Source organism: Mycobacterium seoulense (assembly GCF_010731595.1).
Taxonomy (GTDB): domain Bacteria; phylum Actinomycetota; class Actinomycetes; order Mycobacteriales; family Mycobacteriaceae; genus Mycobacterium; species Mycobacterium seoulense.
This window is the reverse complement of the sequence record NZ_AP022582.1, coordinates 4,229,243-4,249,836: the sequence shown is the minus strand read 5'-3', so window position 1 is coordinate 4,249,836 and position 20,594 is coordinate 4,229,243. Positions and strand designations below refer to the sequence as shown.

Below are 20,594 nucleotides of genomic sequence, written 5' to 3'. Positions count from 1 at the left end.
TCAGGCGCGGTTCTCGATGGCGACGCCGAATCGCTCTCGGAATGCCCGGAATTCCTCGTGCAGGGCATCGAGGTCTTCGCCGATGTCGGTCAGCAGTCGGGTGGAGTACGTGAATTTGCCGTAGCGGTCGCCACGATTGTTGGCCAGGTAGGCACGCATCGCCGATTCGGCGTCGTCCGACAGCTCGCGGCCGCAGAACTGGTAGTAGCGCCGCACGGTGCCGATGTGGTCGGCGACGAAGTCGGCGTAGCGCACATGCAGGATGCGCGGATCGTCGACCAACGGATTGCTCATCGTGTTGGCGATACTGGCGCGGGTCATCTCGAGGTGCCTCTTCGCTTCGGCATGCAGGTCGACCGGACCGACGATGCCCTCGGCGATGTCGGCCATCATCATCGTGCGTGACGCCGCGACTTGGACGGGGTCGCGGTGCAGCCACACCAGGTGCGCGTCCGGATAGGCGTCGAAGAGTTCCTTGAGCCGAAATCCATGAAAACCCTTGAGCACCCAGAATTTTCGCGGCCGGCTATATTGCAGCTGTTGCAGCATGGCCTTGTGTAGGCGATATTGCGCCGTCGGATCGGTGGCCAGGCCGCCGACCAGCGACTGCATGGGCACTCGCCACCAGGCGGTGGGCGTCATCACGCGGAAGTCGAACGCCCAGGTGCGCTCGTCCTCGGGCAGGCCGTCACCCAGCATGTCGTTGTACGGGTGGCTGTGCAGCCACTTGGGCAGCTTGGCGTTGATCTCCCGCCAGTCCGCGTCGGCCCGCTCCCGGCGGTCGTCGTCGGGACCGGCCAGACCCGGCGGCGGTGACGGGTACATCACTTCCCAGAAGCGCAGCGCCCGGGCTGACGGATCGACGGACATCAGGGCGTGCATGAGCGTTGTGCCCGAACGGGGTTCGCCCGTGACGAACATCGGCTCGTCGATCACCTCGTCGGCGATCGGGTAGCGGTTGCGGTCTTCGATGAATTCCAGACGCGACGTCAGCAGCCAGCGGCACACCTGCGCCGCCTGCCGGTTGCCCTCGGTGTTCATGCCCAGGCCGTTGAGGTGGTCGACGGCGACGGTGAAGCGTTGCGGGAAGGTGGGATCGCCGTAGTCGCGCAGTCCCGTCTCGGCCTGCGCGTCGGCAAGCAGCTGGGCGGCGCACAGGGGCGTCGTCACGACGACCCTCCGCACAGCCGCATGAGTTCGTCTTCGGCGGCGCGCACGTTGGCCGCCGAAGCCTCGGCATATCTCAGGCCGGCCATCGCGCCGTAGTCCAGGATCTTGGGGACGCGCAGTCCGGCGTCCACGTAGGTCTTGACGACCTTGGCAACCTGCTTCGGCGTCCCGTGCGGGACGGCGGCCAGCACCATCTCGGGCCGCGCTTTGTCGAGGAATTCCAGGATCCGGTCGCGGGTGAGCACCGCCGGGTCGATGTCTTGGAATCCGCGCCACCGATCGCCCATCGGGTGCTCAAATCCGAAGTCGCGCAACGTGTCCGCTGATACCTGCAGCAGGAACGCCTTGACCAGGGGCGCTTGGAGGATGTCGGCGAGGGCGTCCTCGTCCTCGCCGATCAGACAGACCTGGATGAAGCACGGCGTGATCGCCTGCGGATCGCGGCCGGCGCGTTCGGCCGATTGCCTGACCGCGGCGAGCATTTCGGCATAGTGCTCCGGCGTCCAGGCGCCGGCGGGCCACCACCCGTCGGCGTGCCGGCCGGCGATGTCCAGCATCCGCGGGCCACTGGCGCCGATCCAGATCTGCGGCGGCCGGCCCGCGTAGGGCTCGGTGTCCAGCCGGGCATGGCGCAGGGTGTAGAACTGCCCGTCGAAATCGACCGGGCCGTCGCTCTGCCAGAGCAGCCGGATCACCGTCAGCGCTTCCTCGAAGCGGCTGACCGGCCGGGAGAAGTCGAAGCCGTAGGGCAGGGTGTTCTCGCTCTCGCCGCTGCCCAGGCCCAGGATGAAACGCCCCTTGGCGAGGTGGTCGATCGTGAGCGCGGTCTGGGCCAGCATGCTGGGGTGGCGGCGCACGGTGTCGACGACGGCGCTGACGAGCGGAACGTTCTCGGTCAGGACGGCGGCCGCCGCGGCCACCGCCAGCCCGTCGAGGTGGCGGTGCGGCGACGGGGATGCGGTGGCCAGGTCGGTGAACTCGGGAGTCCAGATGGCGTCGGGCCAGAAGCTGACCATGTGGTCGGGCAGCCAGATCGAGTGGTACCGGCCGCTGTCCAACTCCGCGAGCCGGGACAGGTCCAGCGGCAGGGTCGTGCGCAGGAACGCGGCGGGCTGAACGGTCATCGAGAGATGATGCTAAGCACTCGCACAGCCCCGTGGGCCGAAATGGCTCCAGCGGCCGCGAGCGTAACGCCGTGGCAATTCCAGAGGTGGAAATCGCCGAGGCGTTACGCCCGCGGACTGAAGAGACTTCAGCCTTCGATGATGAATTCTTCGAGCTGGGTGCGCGCGACGTCGTCGGGCAGCTGCTGCGGCGGGCTCTTCATCAGGTAGGCCGACGCCGGGATCACCGGGCCGCCGATGCCGCGGTCCTTGGCGATCTTGGCCGCGCGCACCGCGTCGATGATGACACCCGCGGAGTTCGGCGAGTCCCACACCTCGAGCTTGTACTCGAGGTTCAGCGGCACGTCGCCGAACGCGCGACCCTCGAGCCGCACGTAGGCCCACTTGCGGTCGTCGAGCCAGCCGACGTGGTCGGACGGGCCGATGTGCACGTCCTTGGTCTTGAACTCCCGCTGCAGGTTGGAGGTGACCGCCTGTGTCTTGGAGATCTTCTTGGACTCCAGCCGCTCGCGCTCGAGCATGTTGAGGAAGTCCATGTTGCCGCCCACGTTGAGCTGCATGGTGCGGTCCAGTTGCACACCGCGGTCCTCGAACAGCTTGGCCATCACGCGGTGGGTGATGGTGGCGCCGACCTGGCTCTTGATGTCGTCGCCGACGATCGGGACACCGGCGTCGGCGAACTTCTTGGCCCACACCGGGTCCGAGGCGATGAACACCGGCAGCGCGTTGACGAACGCCACGCCGGCGTCGATGGCGCACTGGGCGTAGAACTTGTCGGCCTCTTCCGAGCCCACGGGCAGGTAGGAGACCAGCACGTCGACGTTGTTCTCCTTGAGCACCTTGACCACGTCGACTGGCTCGGCGTCGGACAGCTCGATGGTGTCGGCGTAATACTTGCCGATGCCGTCCAAGGTCGGGCCGCGCTGCACCGTCACGTTGGTGGGCGGCACGTCGGCGATCTTGATCGTGTTGTTCTCCGAGGCGAAGATCGCGTCGGACAGGTCGAATCCGACCTTCTTGGCGTCCACGTCGAAGGCGGCAACGAACTTGACGTCGCGCACGTGGTACTGGCCGAACTTCACGTGCATCAGACCGGGGACGGTGCTGTTCTCGTCCGCGTTCTGGTAATACTCGACGCCCTGTACCAGCGAAGACGCGCAATTACCGACGCCGACAATGGCGACTCGTACGTCGGTCTGCGCCTCTTCCGCCTTCGGCGGCTGGTGGTCACTCATAGGGCGTTCTCCTAACTCCATAACCTTGTTTCGCAGCTGATGGGATTCGTGCAGGGGTTTACGTCTGCTCGGAGAGGCCGGGCATCGCCCGCTCCGCAGCAATGAGCTCGTTGAGCCACTTCACTTCGCGCTCGCTGGACTCGAGCCCCAGTTGGTGAAGTTGGCGGGTGTAACGGTCGAACGAGTTACTGGCCCGCGCCACGGCTTCGCGCAAGCCCTCCCGCCGCTCTTCGACCTGACGGCGGCGGCCTTCCAGGATGCGCATGCGTGCTTCCGCCGGAGTCCGGTTGAAGAACGCCAGGTGCACCCCGAAGCCGTCGTCGGTGTAGTTGTGCGGACCGGTGTCGGCCACCAGCTCACCGAAGCGCCGACGGCCCTCGTCGGTTAGCTGGTAGACGCGCCGGGCGCGCCGAACCGGGGTCCCGGCCGGGGCGGCATCCTCGGCGATCAGGCCTTCGGCCTGCATCCGACGGAGGGCCGGGTACAGCGAACCGTACGAGAACGCACGGAACGCACCGAGGAGGCCGGTCAGTCGCTTGCGCAACTCGTAACCATGCATCGGCGATTCGATCAGAAGGCCCAGGATGGCGAGCTCCAGCATCGAATCACCCCCTTTGCACGATCGGTTACGACGGTTCGACGCCTCGCGTAATCGTATCGCCTCGATATATTCGCCACAACACCACCGGCTGTTCGTCAGCTGTTAGTCAGGGTTCGCGAATTCGAATCGCGGCGGGCGCCGGCGGCTCATGCGTCGGTCAAGACGGCAAGTTCAGCTGCTTGACGGTGCCGTCACCTGCGAAGACGATGTAGCCACTACCGTAGTCGCTGGAGACATACAGCGATAGCGACAGGGCGCCGGGCGTGGTCGGGTCGCTCGCCGGTTCGATGATCAGGTACTGGGTTTTGACGTCCGACGGCTTCATGCGGAGGGTCTGCGGGGCGCCGCGCATAATGCCCACCGTCGCCGTGACGTCGAACTTGCTCAGGTCAACCGCGACGGGACCGTCGGCGGAGCTCCGGGCGGAACTGGAGGGGTCGCCCCATCCGCCGCGGTAGGTGTAGGTCAACACCCTGCGGTCGTCGGAGGGATCCGGCCGGTCGAACACCGCGTACGTCGCGTAGATCACCAGCCGGTACCCGACGGCACTGCCGAACCGTTTGCGCGTTTGCTCGAGCAGCCCGGTAAGCCCGCCGACCGAATGCAGTTGGGTGGGCGGGGTCAGCACCACGGGGCCGACTCCGTCCGGCTTGGCCCCGGGATCGGTGGTGAAGTCCAGCGGTGAGCCGGTGTTGCCGTACAGGCCCCAGCCGATGCCGATGCCGAGCAGCACCGACACGGCGAAGGCGGCGGCGAGCGAGCCCCAGCCGCCGAGCTTCGGCGGCACCCGCGGGCCCTTGACCGCCGGCGTCGGCAGCGCGGAGCTGTCGGTCTGCAGGTCCGTCACCAGGGTCTGCAGGTCGCCGAGGGTGACCGCATTGGTGGCCGCGCTGACACGTTCCCGGTGTTCCTCCATCGAGAGCTGGCCGTCGTTCAACGCGTTGTCGAGGATCTTGCAGGCGTCTTGCCGGTTGGTGTCCGTCGCGCGGGTGCTCGCCGCCGGCCGACCAGCGAGCGATGTCCCGAGCCATTTCGCCACGGGGATGATCGTAGAGTCCGGTCCCCGGTTCGGGGGTAAAGCACCGGCCGACCACCCGCCGCGGGCCGCCACGGTTTTGGTTGCGTATCGGCGCTCGCCGATGGCGACGTACTCTGGGGGGCGTGCGACTGCAGCGACAAGTGGTGGACTACGCGCTCCGGCGGCGAGCACTGCTGGCCGAGGTGTACTCGGGCCGCACGGGTGTGTCCGAGGTGTGTGACGCGAACCCTTATCTGCTGCGCGCCGCCAAGTTTCACGGGAAACCGAGCCAGGTCATGTGCCCGATCTGCCGCAAGGAGCAGCTGACGCTGGTGTCGTGGGTGTTCGGTGAGCATCTGGGTCCGGTGTCGGGTTCGGCGCGCACGGCCGAAGAGTTGGTCCTGCTGGCAAGTCGCTTCGAGGAGTTCGCCGTCCACGTGGTGGAGGTATGCCGGACCTGCGAGTGGAATCATCTGGTCAAGTCGTACGTGCTCGGCGCGGCGCGCACCGCGCCTCCGCCCAGGGGCACCCGGACTACGCGGACGGCGCGCAACGGCGCGCGAACGGCCATTGAATAACGACGGACCCCGCAACCAGTCGTCGGGCGACGCGGACGGGCCGGCGACTGAAGGTGTGGGCAGACATGGAATCGGCGATCGCCCGCGCGACGCGCCTTCGCGTGGGCACCGCCGGGGCGTTCCACCCGATGACAGGCTGACCACGATCCTGCCGCCGGTTGTCGACGACCGGTCACCCCGCCGGCCCGATCCCAGCGTCGACGAAGTCAAAGCCGCAATGGACGCCCCCCCGTCGACGCCCCTGCAACGGGACGCGCTCGAAGAGGTCAAGGCCGCGCTGGACAGCCGGTCGTCGGCGCGCCGCGACCGGCCGGGCGGGGCAGGCCGCCCGCCGGAAGGCCCACCACCCCCGCCGGGGCCGCGTGGACGGCCCGGCGGACCCGACGGCTTCGGGCCACGGCCGCCGGGCAACGTTCACTGGACCCAACAGATCAACTGGGTGTGGGTGCGGCGAGCGGCCTACCTGTCGGCTGCGGTGTTGGTGCTCCTGCCGATCGTCACGTTCGCCATGGCGTACTTCATCGTCGACATCCCCAAGCCGGGCGACCTGCGCACCAACCAGGTCTCCACCATCCTGGCCAGCGACGGGTCCGAGATCGCCAAAATCATTCCGCCCGAGGGCAATCGGGTCGACGTCAACATCAACCAGGTGCCGGTCCACGTGCGCCAGGCGGTGATCGCCGCCGAGGACCGCAATTTCTATTCGAACCCGGGGTTCGACTTCAGCGGGTTCGCGCGGGCGGTGGACAACAACCTGTTCGGCAACGGCGACCTGCAGGGCGGCTCGACCATCACCCAGCAGTACGTGAAGAACGCGCTGGTGGGGTCGGCCCAGCACGGGGTCAGCGGCCTGATGCGCAAGGCCAAGGAACTCGTCATCGCCACCAAGATGTCGGGGGAGTGGTCGAAAGACGATGTGCTGCAGGCCTACCTGAACATCATCTACTTCGGGCGGGGCGCCTACGGCATCTCCGCCGCCGCCAAGGCTTACTTCAACAAGCCCGTCGAGCAGCTCACCGTCTCCGAGGGTGCGTTGCTGGCGGCCCTGATCCGGCGGCCGTCCGCGCTGGACCCGGCCGTCGACCCGCAGGGGGCCCGCGCGCGCTGGAACTGGGTGCTCGACGGCATGGTGGAGACCAAGGCGCTCTCACCCAGCGACCGCGCCGCGCAGGAGTTTCCACAGACGGTTCCGCCCGATCAGGCGCGCGCGGAGAACCAGACGACGGGGCCCAACGGGCTGATCGAGCGCCAGGTGACCAAAGAGTTGATGGAGTTGTTCAACATCGACGAGCGGACTCTGAACACTCAGGGCTTGCAGGTCACCACCACCATCGACCCGAAGGCACAGCAGGCCGCCGAGAAGGCGGTTTCGAAATACCTTGACGGGCAAGACCCCGACATGCGATCGGCCGTGGTGTCGGTCGACCCGCACGACGGGGCGATCCGCGCCTATTACGGGGGCACGGACGCCAACGGCTTCGACTTCGCGCAGGCCGGGCTGCAAACCGGTTCGTCGTTCAAGGTGTTCGCCTTGGTCGCCGCGCTCGAGCAGGGGATCGGCCTGGGTTACCAGGTCGACAGTTCACCGCTGACGGTCGACGGCATCAAGATCACGAACGTCGACGGCGAGGGCTGCGGGACGTGCAACATCGCCCAGGCGCTCAAGCAATCGTTGAACACCTCGTATTACCGGCTGATGCTCAAGCTCAAGGGCGGACCCCAGGCCGTCGCGGACGCCGCGCACCAGGCCGGCATCGCGACCAGCTTCCCCGGCGTGGACCACACGCTGTCCGAAGACGGCAAGGGCGGACCGCCCAACAACGGGATTGTGTTGGGGCAGTACCAGACCCGGGTCATCGACATGGCCTCGGCATACGCCACGCTGGCCGCGTCCGGCCTCTATCACCGGCCGCACTTCGTGCAGAAGGTCGTCAACTCCGACGGCCAGGTGCTCTTCGACGCGAGCAAGTCCGACAACAACGGCGAACAGCGCATCCCGAAGGCCGTGGCCGACAACGTCACCGCGGCCATGGAGCCGATCGCCAGCTACTCGCGCGGCCACGCCCTGTCCGGCGGCAGGCCGTCGGCGGCCAAGACGGGCACCACGCAGCTCGGTGACACCACCGCCGACAAGGACGCGTGGATGGTCGGATACACGCCGTCGCTGGCGACGGCCGTCTGGGTGGGCACCGCGAAAGGCGACGTGCCGCTGGTAACCGCCTCGGGCGCACCGGTTTACGGCTCGGGGCTGCCGTCGGACATCTGGAAGTCCACCATGGACGGCGCCCTGAAGGGCACCTCCAATGAATCCTTCCCCAAGCCAACCGAGATCGGCGGCTACGCGGGTGTCCCGGCGCCGCCGCCCCCGCCTCCGCAGCCGTCGGTGACCGTCATTCAGCCCACCGTCGAGGTGGCGCCCGGCATCACCATCCCGGTCGGGCCGCCCACGACGGTCACTCTCGGGCCGGCGCCGCCCGGCGGCGGTCCCGAGCCGGGCGTCCCGCCGGGTGGTCCCCAAGCCCCGCCGCCTGGCCAACCGCCACCGTGACCGAGGCTCAGCGGCAGACCGCCACCATTTCCCCGGCGCCGCTGGCCGCCGATCTGCGTAGCGTCGGCAATCGCGATTGCCCGAGCCGCACCGACCCGTTGGGCGCCGCGCTGGCGGACGTCGTCGGGGGACCGGTGGGCCGGCACGCGCTGATCGGCCGCACCCGGGTGATGACCCCGCTGCGGGTGATGTTCATGATCGGCCTGGTGTTCCTGGCGCTTGGCTGGTCGACGAAGGCGGCCTGCCTGCAGAGCACCGGCACCGGAACGGCCGATCAGCGGGTGGCCAACTGGGAGAACCAGCGCGCCTACTACGAGTTGTGTTACTCAGACACGGTTCCGCTCTACGGCGCGGAGTTGTTGAGCCAGGGCAAGTTTCCGTACAAGTCCAGCTGGGTCGAGACCGACGGTGGCGGCACCCCGCAGACCCGCTACGACGGCCGGCCCGCGGTGCGTTACATGGAGTATCCGGTGCTGACCGGGATGTATCAGTACGTCTCCATGGCGCTGGCGAAGACCTACACCGCGCTGAGCAAGCTGGCCCCCTTGCCGGTGGTCGCCGAGGTGGTGATGTTCTTCAACGTCGCAGCATTCGGCCTGGCGCTGGCGTGGCTGGCCACGGTCTGGGCAACCGCCGGCCTGGCGGGGCGGCGGGTCTGGGATGCGGCCCTGGTGGCCGCGTCGCCGCTGGTGATCTTCCAGATCTTCACCAACTTCGACGCGCTGGCAACGGCATTCGCCATGGCCGGACTGCTGGCGTGGGCGCGGCGCAGACCGGTGCTCGCCGGTGTGCTGATCGGATTGGGCGCCGCCGCCAAGCTGTATCCGCTGTTGTTCCTCGGTCCGATGGTGGCTCTGGCGATCCGGACGGGGCGCTTTCGCGCGTTGGCCCGCACCGCCGGGACGGCCGCGGCGACGTGGTTGTTGGTGAATCTGCCTGTCCTGGTGCTGTTTCCGCGCGGGTGGTCGGAGTTCTTCCGGCTCAATACCCGGCGGGGCGACGACATGGATTCGGTGTACAACGTGGTGAAGTCGTTCACGGGTTGGCGCGGTTTCGATCCCAAGCTCGGGTTCTGGGAGCCGCCCACCGTGCTGAACGCCGTGGTCACCGTGCTTTTCGTAATCGGTTGTGCGGCAATCGTATACGTCGCGCTCACCGCTCCGCAGCGGCCGCGGCTGGCGCAGCTGGTGTTCTTGGTGGTGGCCGTCTTCCTGTTGACCAACAAGGTGTGGAGTCCGCAGTTCTCGTTGTGGCTGGTGCCGCTTGCGGTGCTGGCCCTCCCGCATCGCCGGATCCTGCTGACGTGGATGACCATCGACGCGGTGGTATGGGTACCACGGATGTACTACCTGTACGGCAACCCGAACCGTTCGCTGCCCGAGCAGTTCTTCACCACGACCGTGTTACTGCGCGACATCGCCGTCGTCGCATTGTGCGCGCTGGTGGTCCGCCAGATCTACCGGCCCGACGAGGATTTGGTGCGCTGGGGTGGCCGGGTGGACGACCCGTCGGGCGGCCCCTTCGACCGCGCCCCCGACGCCCCGCCGGGTTGGCTGCCGGACCGGCTGCGACCGTCCGGCGTGCGCCGCACCGCGATCCCCGAAGCCGAGCCCGCGGTGCCGTGACACTCGTCGCCGTCCCGCTGTTTCCCCGGGTGACCGCGCTCGACGCGGTGGGCCCCTACGAGGTGCTGCAACGCGTCCCGTCGATCGAGGTCGTGTTCATCGGTCACCGCCGCGGCGAGGTGCGTACCGAAAACGGCATGCTCGGGCTGTGCTGCGACGCGCGGTTCGACGAGGTCACCTCGCCGGACGTGGTGCTGTTTCCCGGCGGGATCGGCACGCGGCAGCTGATCCACGACGACACCATCCGCGCCTGGCTGCAAGCCGTGCACCCCACCACGACGTTCACCACGTCGGTGTGCACCGGCGCGTTGTTGTTGGCCGCCGCGGGCCTGCTCGACGGGCTCACCGCCACGACGCATTGGCGCGCCAGAGACCTGCTCAACGAGCTGGGCGCCCAGTATGTGCCGGATCGCGTCGTCGAGCACCTGCCGGAGCGGATCATCACCGCCGCCGGGGTCTCCAGCGGCATCGACATGGCCTTGCGCCTGGTTGAGCTCCTGGTTGATCGACAGGGCGCGCAGGCCGCGCAGCTGCTGATCGAATACGACCCGCAGCCACCGTTCGATTCCGGTTCCCTCGGCAAGGCCGATCAGGCGACGGTGAACAGGGCCACCGAATACCTGAACGCCCGGCAGTAGCCGGTTCCGGGTCGCCTCAATTTTGGAGGCCACCCCGCCCATCCGGTAGCCTGGGGCGGTTGCCGACGCAGGCGACCCTCCTGCCACGGATCGACCGTGGCCGTGCAGACCAGAGGAGGTGGTGAGGTTTCCATGCGTCCCTACGAAATCATGGTCATTCTTGACCCCACGCTCGACGAGCGCACCGTTGCTCCGTCGCTGGAGACGTTCCTCAACGTCGTCCGCAAAGACGGCGGAACCGTCGAAAAGGTCGACATCTGGGGCCGGCGCCGGCTGGCCTACGAGATCGCCAAGCACGCCGAGGGCATCTATGTCGTCGTCGACCTGAAAGCGGAGCCGGCGACGGTCTCCGAGCTCGACCGCCAGCTCAGCCTCAACGAGTCGGTGTTGCGCACCAAGGTGATGCGCACCGACAAGCACTGACACCCGTGGCTGAGTCGCGGGCCCACCGTCGGTGGACTTGCGTAGGCTCAGCGAGGACACGTGCCATCCACCGTCTGAGAAGCGAGTAGCAGGGCGGAACTAGGAGGAAATTGTGGCTGGTGACACCACTATCACCGTCGTCGGAAACCTGACCGCCGACCCCGAACTGCGGTTCACCCCGTCGGGTGCCGCCGTCGCGAATTTCACCGTCGCGTCGACACCGCGGATCTATGACCGCCAGAGCGGGGAATGGAAAGACGGCGAGGCCCTCTTCCTGCGCTGCAACATCTGGCGGGAAGCCGCCGAGAACGTGGCGGAGAGCCTCACCCGTGGCGCGCGAGTGATCGTCACCGGCCGGCTCAAGCAGCGGTCCTTCGAGACGCGCGAGGGCGAGAAGCGCACGGTCGTCGAGGTCGAGGTCGACGAGATCGGGCCCTCGCTGCGGTACGCCACCGCCAAGGTGAACAAGGCCAGCCGCAGCGGCGGCGGTGGCGGTGGCGGCGGATTCGGCGGCGGAGGCGGGTCCCGGCAGGCGTCGGCTTCGGCGAGCGCCGCGCCCGCCGACGACCCCTGGGGCAGCGCCCCGGCGTCCGGGTCCTTCGGCGGCGGCGACGACGAACCGCCGTTCTGAAAGAACTTCAACAGTAAGCAACGGAAAGAAAGACAGTCATGGCCAAGTCCAGCAAGCGACGCCCGGCTCCCGAAAAGCCGGTCAAGACGCGGAAGTGTGTCTTCTGCGCGAAGAAGGATCAATCGATCGACTACAAGGACACCACGCTGCTGCGCACCTACATCAGTGAGCGCGGGAAGATCCGGGCGCGCCGCGTCACCGGCAACTGCGTGCAGCACCAGCGCGACATCGCGATCGCGGTGAAGAACGCCCGCGAGGTGGCTCTGCTGCCCTTCACTTCCTCGGCGCGATAGCCGCCGAAGCCTGAGCGAAAGTACGAACAACGATGAAGCTGATTCTGACGGCCGACGTCGACCACCTCGGTACCGTCGGTGACACCGTCGAGGTCAAGGACGGCTATGGCCGCAACTTCCTGCTCCCGCGCGGCCTGGCGATCGTCGCCTCACGCGGCGCGCAGAAGCAGGCCGACGACATCCGCCGGTCCCGCGAAAGCAAGGCGGTGCGCGACCTCGGGCACGCCAACGAACTCAAGACGGCGATCGAAGGGTTGGGCCCCGTCCAGCTGCCGGTGCGGACCGCGGCCGACTCCGGCAAGCTGTTCGGCTCGGTGACCTCCGGCGATGTCGTCGCGGCCATCAAGAAGGCGGGCGGGCCGAACCTGGACAAGCGGATCGTCCGGTTGCCCAAGTCGCACATCAAGGCCGTCGGCACCCACCCGGTGTCCGTGCACCTGCATCCCGAGGTCGACGTCGAGGTCGCTCTCGAGGTTGTCGCGGAGAGCTAAGCCTCCGACGTTTGCTCTTTCCCGGCGGTGGCCCTGATCGGCCGCCGCCGGGTTCAGTTGCGCTGCGGTCATACTTTCTGCCCGCATCGCCGATGGTCGCGGAGGCGTACGCCAGCGAACTATTGGTGTGGGGTGTTTCGGGGACCCTATTTACCCTGCCGTAACTCTCCGAAAATATGGCTGAAAGCCAACACGCCCGGCGCAGTAACCTGCGACGACACGCCGTAGAGATTCTTGTCCACACCAAATTCGTCGCGTTACATGGCCCTTAACAGCATTGATGTTCAAGCCCCTTGAATTCATACACAGGTTCTCCACACCCCACTCAACACAGGTGTCGACGGATATGCACACACGATGCACAGGTTCATGAACAGCGCCCCTTTCACCTCCTAGCCAGCAACGTCTAACGTCGTCCCGGCGCGAGGCGTGCGAGTGTTGTGCGGCGAAAGTGTCGGCTCCTTGACTTACGCTGGCGAGAGCGGTTTTCGAATGTACGTTCGGGTGCGTGGCAGGGGAGGAGGGATCCATGGCGGTCGTCGATGACCTGGCGTCTGGCATGGATTCGCCGGCACCCAGCGAGGACTTCGGCCGTCAGCCACCGCAGGACCTCGCGGCCGAGCAGGCGGTGCTGGGCGGCATGCTGCTGAGCAAGGACGCCATCGCCGATGTGTTGGAGCGGCTGCGGCCCGGCGACTTCTACCGCCCCGCGCATCAGAACGTCTACGACGCGATCCTGGATCTTTACGGGCGCGGGGAGCCGGCCGACGCCGTGACGGTGGCCGCGGAACTGGACCGCCGCGGGATGCTGCGCCGCATCGGTGGCGCGCCCTATCTGCACACGCTGATCTCGACCGTGCCCACGGCCGCCAACGCCGGCTACTACGCCGGCATCGTCGCCGAGAAGGCGCTGCTGCGCCGGCTGGTGGAGGCGGGCACGCGGGTCGTGCAGTACGGCTACGCGGGGGCCGAGGGCGCCGACGTGGCCGAGGTGGTCGATCGCGCGCAGGCGGAGATCTACGACGTCGCCGACCGCCGCACGTCGGAGGACTTCGTGCCGCTGGAGGACTTGCTGCAGCCGACGATGGACGAGATCGACGCCATCGCCTCCAACGGCGGCATCTCGCGCGGAGTGCCGACCGGCTTCACCGAACTCGACGAGGTGACCAACGGCCTGCACCCCGGGCAGATGATCATCGTGGCGGCCAGGCCCGGCGTGGGCAAAAGCACGCTAGGGCTGGATTTTTTGCGGTCCTGCTCGATCAAGCACCGGATGGCCAGCGTCATCTTCTCGCTGGAGATGAGCAAGTCCGAGATCGTGATGCGGCTGCTCTCGGCGGAGGCGAAGATCAAACTGTCCGACATGCGTTCGGGCCGGATGAGCGACGACGACTGGACGCGGCTGGCGCGGCGGATGAGCGAAATCAGTGAGGCCCCACTGTATATCGACGACTCGCCCAACCTGACGATGATGGAGATCCGTGCCAAAGCCCGCCGGCTCAAGCAGAAGGCCGACCTGAAGCTGGTCGTGGTCGACTACCTGCAGCTGATGACGTCCGGCAAGAAGCACGAGTCACGCCAGGTCGAAGTCTCGGAATTCTCGCGCCAACTCAAGTTGTTGGCCAAAGAGCTTGAGGTGCCGGTGGTGGCGATCGCTCAGCTGAACCGCGGTCCCGAGCAGCGCACCGACAAGAAGCCGATGTTGTCCGACCTTCGTGAGTCCGGATCGCTGGAGCAGGACGCGGACATGGTCATCCTGTTGAACCGGCCGGACGCTTTCGAGCGCGACGATCCACGCGGGGGGGAGGCGGATTTCATTCTCGCCAAACACCGTAACGGGCCGACCAAGACCGTCACCGTCGCGCATCAGCTGCACCTGTCGCGCTTCGCCAACATGGCGCGGTGATGCGCGGCGGGTGTCGGTTCTGGTCATCCGCATCAGCTGACGCGCGGGGTAAGCCGCACATGATGTTTTCAGCCCTTGCATCCGCTGACGCGGATCAATAGGCCACCCCTCCCACGGAGGACATTCAGCGGAAGCGGATATTCAACGTCGCCAGGCCGAAGATTTTCCGGCCACCGGACTTGGCGCCGACGATGATCACACCGGTTCGGGTCGCGGGGTCCAACGACTTGATCCGGCCGCTGTACTCGATGTCTGCACCGCCCGCGGCCGACACGATCGCGGGCTGCGACAAGCGCACCGCGTAGCGGGTAACCGCACCGGGGTCGCCCGACCATGCCGAGGCGAACGCGGCACCCAAACCCATGGTGAGCATTCCGTGGGCGATCACATCGGGCTGCCCCGCCAGCTTGGCGACGTTCTCGTCCCAATGCAGCGGGTTGGCGTCGCCGGCCACGCCGGCATAGTTCACCAGGTCGCCGCGCGACAGCCGGGCGTGGTGCACCGGCAGCTCATCGCCGACCTTGAGGTCATCGAAGGAGGGGGTTCCCGGGATGCGCCGCGTGCCACCCTGCGCTATCCGCACGTCAGCCTCGGGACGTACCGTCTTGCGGTAGGCCGCTTCGGAGCGATCGACTCCGGCGAGATTCACGTCGTGCATCACCACGTTCTCCGCGGCCGTCATCATCGCCGGATCGACATCCTCGGCCGTCACACCGACGACGGTGGTGTGCATGGTGTGCACCCGTTCGCCGGCCGAGTCCGTGAAGGTGTTGGTCACGGTGATCAGATCCCTGCCCGCGATCCTGCGCACCGATGACAGCTCGACGTCAGTGTGCAGTTCATCGCCGGCCATGATCGGCCGGTGCTGCTCGAAGACTTCTTCGGTTTGCAGGTACATGTCGTAACCGACGACCACGGATTCGAACAGGTGCCGGTTGGCGACCATGCCGGGGATCGACGTGAAGGTCAGCGGCGCCACCAGGCCCGAATATCCGAGCTTCGCGGCGGCCGCGATATCCCAGTGCGCGGGGTGATAGTCCTGCACCGCGCGGGCGTACTCGCGCACCTTCTCAGCGGCGACCCGGTAGCTGTCGTCGACTCGGTAGTAGTGGCCGACGCGCGATTCGAGCGTTGACTTTTCTGCTGCTGCGGTCATGAATTGCTCAACTTTTCTATCGACCGGTTCGCTGCGGCCGACCAAGGCACACTAACGCGCCGACACTCAGCCGGTGACGCCGCTGTTGAACACCGGCACCTGCCGCCGCATTATCCGGCCCCGTAGCGTTTGCGACCATGACCGTTTATGCCCTGAACCTCTTCGATATCGCCGACGCCGACGAGTACCGCGCATACTCACGACGGTCACCCGCCGAGGTGGCCAAGCACGGCGGTCGCGTCGTCGCGCTCGGCAGCTTCCAACATGCGATTGTCGGTGACATCGAGCCGCGACAAGTGCTGATACTCGTGGAATGGGAATCACGAGACGCATTTGACAGCTACTGCAACGACCCGGAGCTCGCCGATCTGCATCGGCACCGCGAGAACGGGTCATCGGGATATATTTGGCACCTATTCGACCGCCTCGACGACCTCAGGCCGATCTTGACCCGGTAATTCCCCGCTCTTCATCGGACGCCGGGAGGGCATTGAATGATCGTGAGTCGTTCCGGGGCTCAGGTGAATTCATCGAATTGAGCGGTCATCGTCTGGTCAAGCAGTGTGCCGAAATCCTCGGGGTCGTGGAAGGTTTGGTACCTCGATAGGTCGTGGCCCATCAGGGTGTCGGTGCCGCAGGAATGCTCGAGCGGGCGGCGCCGTTGGTTGTCGATATGCCTACCGGAATCATCCTCATGGCGCGCCCCGATGCCGCCAACCTCGTTGACGATGTGGTCGCGCAAGCCCGCGAAGCTTATGCGCACGGTGTCGCCCACGTGTGGCTTCCCCAACAGCAGAACTACGACGCGCTCGCGTTGGCGGCCCTCGTGGGCGCCGCCGTGCCCGGACTCGGCGTCGGAACGTCGGTGGTGCCGATCAATCCGCGTCACCCGCTGATCGTCGCGTCGCTCGCGCAGACGGCACAGGCCGCCGCGCACGGAAACTTCAGCCTGGGCCTCGGTCTGGGTGCGCGCCAGATCGAGCGCCAGACCTTCGGCGCCGACTGGTCAAACGGCATCACCCGGTTACGGGAGCATCTGACGATCCTCGGGTCGGTGTTCAACGCCGCAGGCGTCGATTTCCACGGGAGCGAGCTCAGTGCGAGCCCGACCTGGCCGGTCCAGGTCGCGGGCGGGACACCCATCCCGGTGTATGTGGCGGCGATGGGCCCAAAGGCGTTGCGGGTCACCGGCGAACTGGCGGACGGGACATTGCCCTACCTGGCGGGGCCCCGGACCGTCGGCGAATTCATCGTGCCGGAAATCACCAAGGCAGCGGCCGATGCGGGGCGTCCCGCGCCGCGCATCATCGCCGCCGTGCCGGTGCTGTTGTCCGAAGACGTCGAGGGCGCCCGCGCAATCGCCGCGCAACAGCTGAGCCTCTACGAGAGCATCCCGTCCTATCGCAACGTGATCGCCAGGGAAGAAGTCGACAGTGTCGTCGAACTTGCCGCGATCGGAACGGAAGAACGTGTCGTGCAACACTTGCGCCGTTATCGCGATGCAGGCGCCACGGACGTGGTGATCAGCCCGATCGACCGCTCCGCGACGGTGGACCGCGAAGCGTTGTGGAGACTCACCGCTGCACTGTGAGCTGAGCGACGGAGCGCGAAAAGCCCGACGGGGCTGCGCTGTTCGGCGGCGGGAATCAGTCCGCGGCGGCGAGCACGTCCCGCACCGCCTCGTCGACCGTGCTCAGCAGGTCCGGATCGATGCCGGCTCGGCCGCGAACCAGAACCGATGCGTTATTGGTGGGCGGTAGTCCCTCGGCCGGACACAAGCCGTCCGGCAGCTTGCCGATCATCGGCAGCAACGCCACCCCGAGGCCCGACCGCACCGCCGCGTACAGCCCGGACAGATCGCCGCATTCGGCGGCGATCTCATAGTCGATGCCGTGGTTTTCGAGAATGGCGAAGGCGGGCTCACGCAAGGTGCACGGCTCGGAGAAGATCACCAGTGGGAGTGGGTCGCGCGCCGGGACAGCCAACGCGCGCGCGGAGATCCATTGCAGCCGAACCACTCCGGATGCGTTGGCGCGGTCCAGGCCGGCCCCGTCGAGCATGATCGCCAAGTCAACCAGTCCGCGTTCGATCGAGTCGGCCAGCGACACGTTGCGGTCGAGCCGGAACCGCACGCGCCGGTCGGGAAGGCGCTCCCGCAGCGCGCCGGTCAGCCCGGGCAGCATCACGTCTGCGCCGTGCTCGGTGGCCCCGATCGTCAGGAGCTTGGGTTCGACGGCGCCGAGGTCGTCGAGCGCCGTGTCGTGTGCGGCCAATATCGTGCGGGCATGCCGCAGCGCTTTCAGCCCTATCTCGGTGAACACGATGCCGCGGCCGGAGCGTTGGATCAGGGGCTCGCCGACGACCGCCTCGACCCGGCGCAGATGCTGGCTGACCGCGGACTGGCTGAGGTGCAGGGCGGCGGCGGCGCGGTGAAATCCACCACAGTCGGCGACGGCGACGAGGCTGCGCAGCGGCGCGATGTCCAGCACCTGGGGCATAGCAGCACCATAGTCCGATCGGGATTGGTGATCAATTGTTGAGCTATAGCCGCTAATCTCGGCCTCTGCTCCACCAATACTGATAAGTAAATGCGATCGGTCCTGATCAGCAATAATCGTTGGACTGCGCGGGAGGGTGTCGGCCAGCATGGGGCACATGGATCTGCCGCGCATGCCACTGACCACCGCGTCGGCGGTGACGTTCTTCTACGCCCTCGGTTACCCCATCGGAGTGCTGGCGGTGACCGCCATGGCGCCGATGGCCGCGCTGGTGCTCCGCTTCGGTTTGGCCGCAACGATTTTGGGCTTGTGGGCGGTGCTGGCCAAGGCGCCCTGGCCCAGGGGGGCCCAGTTCGGTCACGTCGTGGTGGTTGGGCTGCTGATCCAGGCCGTGCAGTTCTGCTGTCTGTACGAAGCCGTTCAGCTCGGATCGCCCGCGGTGCTGTGTGCGGTAGTGGTCGCGATGAACCCGGTCGCCACGGCCATCCTCGCCGCCATGTTCCTGCGCGAGCCGCTCGGTCTCCAACGGATGGCCGCGCTCTTTCTCGGTGTCCTCGCGGTGCTCGCCGCATGCGCCAAGCGGTTGGCGACCACTCACGGAGTGGACCCCGTCATCGTGCTGCTTGGCATTGCGCTGCTGGGCCTTTCGGCGGGCGGCGTCTATCAGCAGCGGTTCTGCGCGGGCGTCGACTTTCGCGCGATGAGCGCGATGCAGAACGCGGTCGCGCTCATCCCCGCGGCCGCACTGGCGACCCTCACGCCGTTCACCGTGCACGACGTCCGGCGGGCGGCGATCGCGGTCGCCGGCATGGTGCTGCTGAACGCGACGCTCGCGGTGAGCCTCTATGTCCGGGCCATCAACACCCACGGAGCGGCTGCGGTGGCGATGCTCTTCGCCGTCATCCCCGCGGTCGCCGCGGTGCTGGCATGGCTCATGCTGGGCCAGCGCCCCGACCCGGGTGTCGCGGTCGGCCTGGTTCTGGGCGGGTTGGCCTGCTGGCTCAACAGCCGACGGCCTCGTCCGCGCCGAGCGGCCCAGGCTGCGGGGCCGACCGCCGCGTTGCAGGCCTCGGCCGCGGTTGGTCAGCGGGTTCACGCGTCGTGCGGGTCGCCCCCGGGTCCGGCATGAGGGTGCTTGGCTGGCCTTCCCAATTGCCCGCGGCGCCAGGCGCTTTGACTACCGAGGGCGCACCGCGTGCAGCCGGCAGGCCCACTTCCCGCGGTGCGGCGGGCTGATCCGGAGAACCGGTCGGCGGCGCGCCCGCCCGGCCAGGCGTGCTGGGACTACGGTGATCTCTATGACGCCGGCCGGCCGCACGTCCGCAGACCCCGTGAGGCGGCGCCCGAAAGACCGCAAGGCGCAGATCGCCCGCGCCGCCACCGACGCCTTCAGCGAACTCGGATACCACGCGGTCAGCATGGAAAACATCGCCGCCCGTGTCGGAATCTCGGCGGCGGCGTTGTACCGGCATTCGCAGGGAAAATACGACCTGTTCCGTTCGGCGGTCCTCGCGCTCGGGCAGCGACTCGTCGATGCGACGGACTTTGCCGATGAACTGCCCGAGGGCGCCGATCCCGAAGCGACGCTGCGCGCGCTGACCGCTGCGTTGATCGACACCGCCATCGCGAACCGCACCGCGGGCGGCCTGTACCGATGGGAGGGCCGTTACCTACTCGGTGAAGATCAGGGGCTGTTGGCAGAGCAGGTCAAGCTGGTTAACCGTCGCCTGCAGCGGCCATTGATCAGCTTGCGGCCCAAGCTGCAATCGCGGCAACGCTGGGTGCTGTCGGCAGCCGCGTTGAGCGTCATCGGCAGCATCACCGACCATCGCTCCCGGCTGGGCAACGGCGAGATCCGGGCGACATTGGCCGACATCGCCACGGCCGTGTTGCGGGCCGACGTGCCGGCGCAGCGGAATAGGGCGGGGCCGGCGCCGGCAGTGGCGCTCACCAGCGCGGTCGGCAGCTACGAAATGCTCTTGCGCGAATCGATGCGTCTGTTCAACGAACGGGGTTACCGCGAAACCGGTATGGAGGACATCGCGGTGGCCGTCGGCATACCGGTGGCCAGCATCTATCAGTACTTTCCAAGCAAGTCCGCCATCTTGGCTGCCTCATACCGCCGCGGCGCCGATCAGCTCTCCGGCGACCTGTCGACCATTGTGGCCGCCGGTGGCGATCCGGAGCGGTCGTTGCGGCGGCTGATCGACGCCTTCGTCACGCGGTCGCTGGTCAGTCCCGAACTCGCCCGGGTGTACTACACCGAGCGCCACAACCTGGACGACGCGGACGCGTTGCGGCTGTACAACATTCAGCGTTCGATCGTCGAATCGTGGGCCGGGCTGGCGGTAGCGGCGCGGCCCGACCTGACGCTGGGCCGCGCGCGGTACGCCGTACACGGTGCGTTCGCCCTCGCCGTCGACATCGGCCGGCTCGTCATCCCCGGCTCGAGCCAGTCCGCGCGCATGACACTGCACCGGCTGATGGAAGTCACCTTGCTCGGCCAGCCCGCCACGACGTCGGGCAAGGCCGCCGGCGGGACGCGACGGCGCTGAGTCGACGCGGGTGCGCGTCGTTCGACGACCGAATCGTGCTGCACTTGCCGAAGCGACGCTCACCGATGTGAAGTCGATCGCGGCGCCGAAACCCCTGTCAATGA

General features: G+C 67.3%; 21 protein-coding genes. 13 read left to right on the top strand and 8 right to left on the bottom strand.

Features of this window, described 5'->3' with window-relative positions; translation table 11 throughout:
- From G6N37_RS19700 to G6N37_RS19680, 5 genes are all read right to left on the bottom strand, one after another.
- Window positions 1-1,170, bottom strand: a complete 1,170-nt coding sequence (locus tag G6N37_RS19700) for a sulfotransferase family protein (RefSeq protein WP_163682978.1) — start codon at window positions 1,168-1,170, stop codon at window positions 1-3.
- A complete protein-coding gene (locus G6N37_RS19695) occupies window positions 1,167-2,294 on the bottom strand; it encodes an LLM class flavin-dependent oxidoreductase (protein WP_163682975.1) in 1,128 nt (375 codons plus the stop codon). The genes G6N37_RS19700 and G6N37_RS19695 overlap by 4 nt, the downstream gene beginning before the upstream one ends.
- 128 nt (window positions 2,295-2,422) lie before the next feature.
- On the bottom strand, window positions 2,423-3,529 hold the full coding sequence (locus tag G6N37_RS19690) for an inositol-3-phosphate synthase (RefSeq protein WP_163682973.1): 1,107 nt from the start codon (window positions 3,527-3,529) through the stop codon (window positions 2,423-2,425).
- A gap of 58 nt (window positions 3,530-3,587) precedes the next feature.
- On the bottom strand, window positions 3,588-4,130 hold the full coding sequence (locus G6N37_RS19685) for a PadR family transcriptional regulator (RefSeq protein WP_055399552.1): 543 nt from the start codon (window positions 4,128-4,130) through the stop codon (window positions 3,588-3,590).
- Between the two features lie 157 nt (window positions 4,131-4,287).
- Window positions 4,288-5,169: a DUF1707 SHOCT-like domain-containing protein gene (locus G6N37_RS19680; protein WP_163682970.1), complete on the bottom strand. Its 882-nt coding sequence runs from the start codon at window positions 5,167-5,169 to the stop codon at window positions 4,288-4,290.
- A 122-nt stretch (window positions 5,170-5,291) separates the two neighbouring features.
- On the opposite strand from G6N37_RS19680, the gene G6N37_RS19675 reads away from it, so the two are divergent.
- From G6N37_RS19675 to dnaB, 9 genes are all read left to right on the top strand, one after another.
- A complete protein-coding gene (locus tag G6N37_RS19675; protein ID WP_163682969.1) occupies window positions 5,292-5,726 on the top strand; it encodes a DUF5318 family protein in 435 nt (144 codons plus the stop codon).
- Window positions 5,719-8,274 (top strand): transglycosylase domain-containing protein, encoded by a 2,556-nt coding sequence (locus G6N37_RS19670; protein ID WP_174813853.1) that lies wholly within the window; start codon window positions 5,719-5,721, stop codon window positions 8,272-8,274. The genes G6N37_RS19675 and G6N37_RS19670 overlap by 8 nt, the downstream gene beginning before the upstream one ends.
- Window positions 8,271-9,899: a glycosyltransferase family 87 protein gene (locus G6N37_RS19665; RefSeq protein ID WP_163682967.1), complete on the top strand. Its 1,629-nt coding sequence runs from the start codon at window positions 8,271-8,273 to the stop codon at window positions 9,897-9,899. Before G6N37_RS19670 ends, G6N37_RS19665 begins: the two co-directional genes overlap by 4 nt.
- On the top strand, window positions 9,896-10,537 hold the full coding sequence (locus G6N37_RS19660) for a DJ-1/PfpI family protein (RefSeq protein WP_163682965.1): 642 nt from the start codon (window positions 9,896-9,898) through the stop codon (window positions 10,535-10,537). Before G6N37_RS19665 ends, G6N37_RS19660 begins: the two co-directional genes overlap by 4 nt.
- A 132-nt stretch (window positions 10,538-10,669) precedes the next feature.
- Window positions 10,670-10,960: a 30S ribosomal protein S6 gene (gene rpsF / locus G6N37_RS19655; RefSeq protein WP_036362157.1), complete on the top strand. Its 291-nt coding sequence runs from the start codon at window positions 10,670-10,672 to the stop codon at window positions 10,958-10,960.
- A 112-nt stretch (window positions 10,961-11,072) separates the two neighbouring features.
- Complete coding sequence (locus tag G6N37_RS19650) at window positions 11,073-11,591, top strand: single-stranded DNA-binding protein (protein WP_163682962.1); 519 nt, start codon at window positions 11,073-11,075, stop codon at window positions 11,589-11,591.
- 38 nt (window positions 11,592-11,629) lie between these two features.
- On the top strand, window positions 11,630-11,884 hold the full coding sequence (rpsR, locus tag G6N37_RS19645) for a 30S ribosomal protein S18 (protein WP_163682960.1): 255 nt from the start codon (window positions 11,630-11,632) through the stop codon (window positions 11,882-11,884).
- Window positions 11,885-11,916: 32 nt separating this feature from the next.
- Window positions 11,917-12,375: a 50S ribosomal protein L9 gene (rplI, locus tag G6N37_RS19640; protein ID WP_163682958.1), complete on the top strand. Its 459-nt coding sequence runs from the start codon at window positions 11,917-11,919 to the stop codon at window positions 12,373-12,375.
- A gap of 529 nt (window positions 12,376-12,904) precedes the next feature.
- Complete coding sequence (gene dnaB / locus G6N37_RS19635) at window positions 12,905-14,281, top strand: replicative DNA helicase (protein WP_163682956.1); 1,377 nt, start codon at window positions 12,905-12,907, stop codon at window positions 14,279-14,281.
- Window positions 14,282-14,405: 124 nt separating this feature from the next.
- Here the strand turns inward: dnaB and G6N37_RS19630 are convergent, their stop codons facing one another.
- The gene (locus G6N37_RS19630; RefSeq protein ID WP_163685276.1) at window positions 14,406-15,437 is read right to left on the bottom strand and encodes a fused (3R)-hydroxyacyl-ACP dehydratase subunits HadA/HadB; all 1,032 of its coding nucleotides are present in this window, start codon (window positions 15,435-15,437) and stop codon (window positions 14,406-14,408) included.
- A gap of 137 nt (window positions 15,438-15,574) precedes the next feature.
- Here G6N37_RS19630 and G6N37_RS19625 point away from each other — a divergent pair, with 137 nt between their 5' ends.
- The gene (locus G6N37_RS19625; protein WP_163682954.1) at window positions 15,575-15,895 is read left to right on the top strand and encodes a DUF1330 domain-containing protein; all 321 of its coding nucleotides are present in this window, start codon (window positions 15,575-15,577) and stop codon (window positions 15,893-15,895) included.
- A gap of 59 nt (window positions 15,896-15,954) precedes the next feature.
- Here the strand turns inward: G6N37_RS19625 and G6N37_RS26340 are convergent, their stop codons facing one another.
- Window positions 15,955-16,212, bottom strand: a complete 258-nt coding sequence (locus tag G6N37_RS26340) for a hypothetical protein (RefSeq protein ID WP_232075628.1) — start codon at window positions 16,210-16,212, stop codon at window positions 15,955-15,957.
- On the opposite strand from G6N37_RS26340, the gene G6N37_RS19620 reads away from it, so the two are divergent.
- Window positions 16,111-17,028: an LLM class F420-dependent oxidoreductase gene (locus G6N37_RS19620; RefSeq protein WP_163685274.1), complete on the top strand. Its 918-nt coding sequence runs from the start codon at window positions 16,111-16,113 to the stop codon at window positions 17,026-17,028. The genes G6N37_RS26340 and G6N37_RS19620 overlap by 102 nt on opposite strands.
- 55 nt (window positions 17,029-17,083) lie before the next feature.
- Here G6N37_RS19620 and G6N37_RS19615 read toward each other — a convergent pair whose 3' ends face one another.
- A complete protein-coding gene (locus tag G6N37_RS19615; protein ID WP_163682952.1) occupies window positions 17,084-17,935 on the bottom strand; it encodes a LysR family transcriptional regulator in 852 nt (283 codons plus the stop codon).
- Window positions 17,936-18,107: 172 nt separating this feature from the next.
- Here G6N37_RS19615 and G6N37_RS19610 point away from each other — a divergent pair, with 172 nt between their 5' ends.
- Window positions 18,108-19,064, top strand: coding sequence for a DMT family transporter (locus tag G6N37_RS19610; protein ID WP_163685272.1), 957 nt, complete (start codon window positions 18,108-18,110; stop codon window positions 19,062-19,064).
- A 202-nt stretch (window positions 19,065-19,266) separates the two neighbouring features.
- Entirely contained in the window at window positions 19,267-20,490 is a 1,224-nt protein-coding gene (locus tag G6N37_RS19605; RefSeq protein WP_174813965.1) for a TetR/AcrR family transcriptional regulator, read from the top strand.
- The last annotated feature ends 104 nt before the right edge of the window (window positions 20,491-20,594 follow it).

What these genes read in the sequence shown, in the direction of transcription:
- G6N37_RS19615 (WP_163682952.1), bottom strand. Translation starts at nt 17,935, where the DNA reads ATGCCCCAGGTGCTGGACATCGCGCCGCTGCGCAGCCTCGTCGCCGTC.
- rpsR (WP_163682960.1), top strand. Translation starts at nt 11,630, where the DNA reads ATGGCCAAGTCCAGCAAGCGACGCCCGGCTCCCGAAAAGCCGGTCAAG.
- G6N37_RS19685 (WP_055399552.1), bottom strand. Translation starts at nt 4,130, where the DNA reads ATGCTGGAGCTCGCCATCCTGGGCCTTCTGATCGAATCGCCGATGCAT.
- G6N37_RS19625 (WP_163682954.1), top strand. Translation starts at nt 15,575, where the DNA reads ATGACCGTTTATGCCCTGAACCTCTTCGATATCGCCGACGCCGACGAG.
- rplI (WP_163682958.1), top strand. Translation starts at nt 11,917, where the DNA reads ATGAAGCTGATTCTGACGGCCGACGTCGACCACCTCGGTACCGTCGGT.
- dnaB (WP_163682956.1), top strand. Translation starts at nt 12,905, where the DNA reads ATGGCGGTCGTCGATGACCTGGCGTCTGGCATGGATTCGCCGGCACCC.
- G6N37_RS19630 (WP_163685276.1), bottom strand. Translation starts at nt 15,437, where the DNA reads ATGACCGCAGCAGCAGAAAAGTCAACGCTCGAATCGCGCGTCGGCCAC.
- G6N37_RS19620 (WP_163685274.1), top strand. Translation starts at nt 16,111, where the DNA reads ATGCCTACCGGAATCATCCTCATGGCGCGCCCCGATGCCGCCAACCTC.
- G6N37_RS19695 (WP_163682975.1), bottom strand. Translation starts at nt 2,294, where the DNA reads ATGACCGTTCAGCCCGCCGCGTTCCTGCGCACGACCCTGCCGCTGGAC.
- G6N37_RS19690 (WP_163682973.1), bottom strand. Translation starts at nt 3,529, where the DNA reads ATGAGTGACCACCAGCCGCCGAAGGCGGAAGAGGCGCAGACCGACGTA.
- G6N37_RS19610 (WP_163685272.1), top strand. Translation starts at nt 18,108, where the DNA reads ATGCCACTGACCACCGCGTCGGCGGTGACGTTCTTCTACGCCCTCGGT.
- rpsF (WP_036362157.1), top strand. Translation starts at nt 10,670, where the DNA reads ATGCGTCCCTACGAAATCATGGTCATTCTTGACCCCACGCTCGACGAG.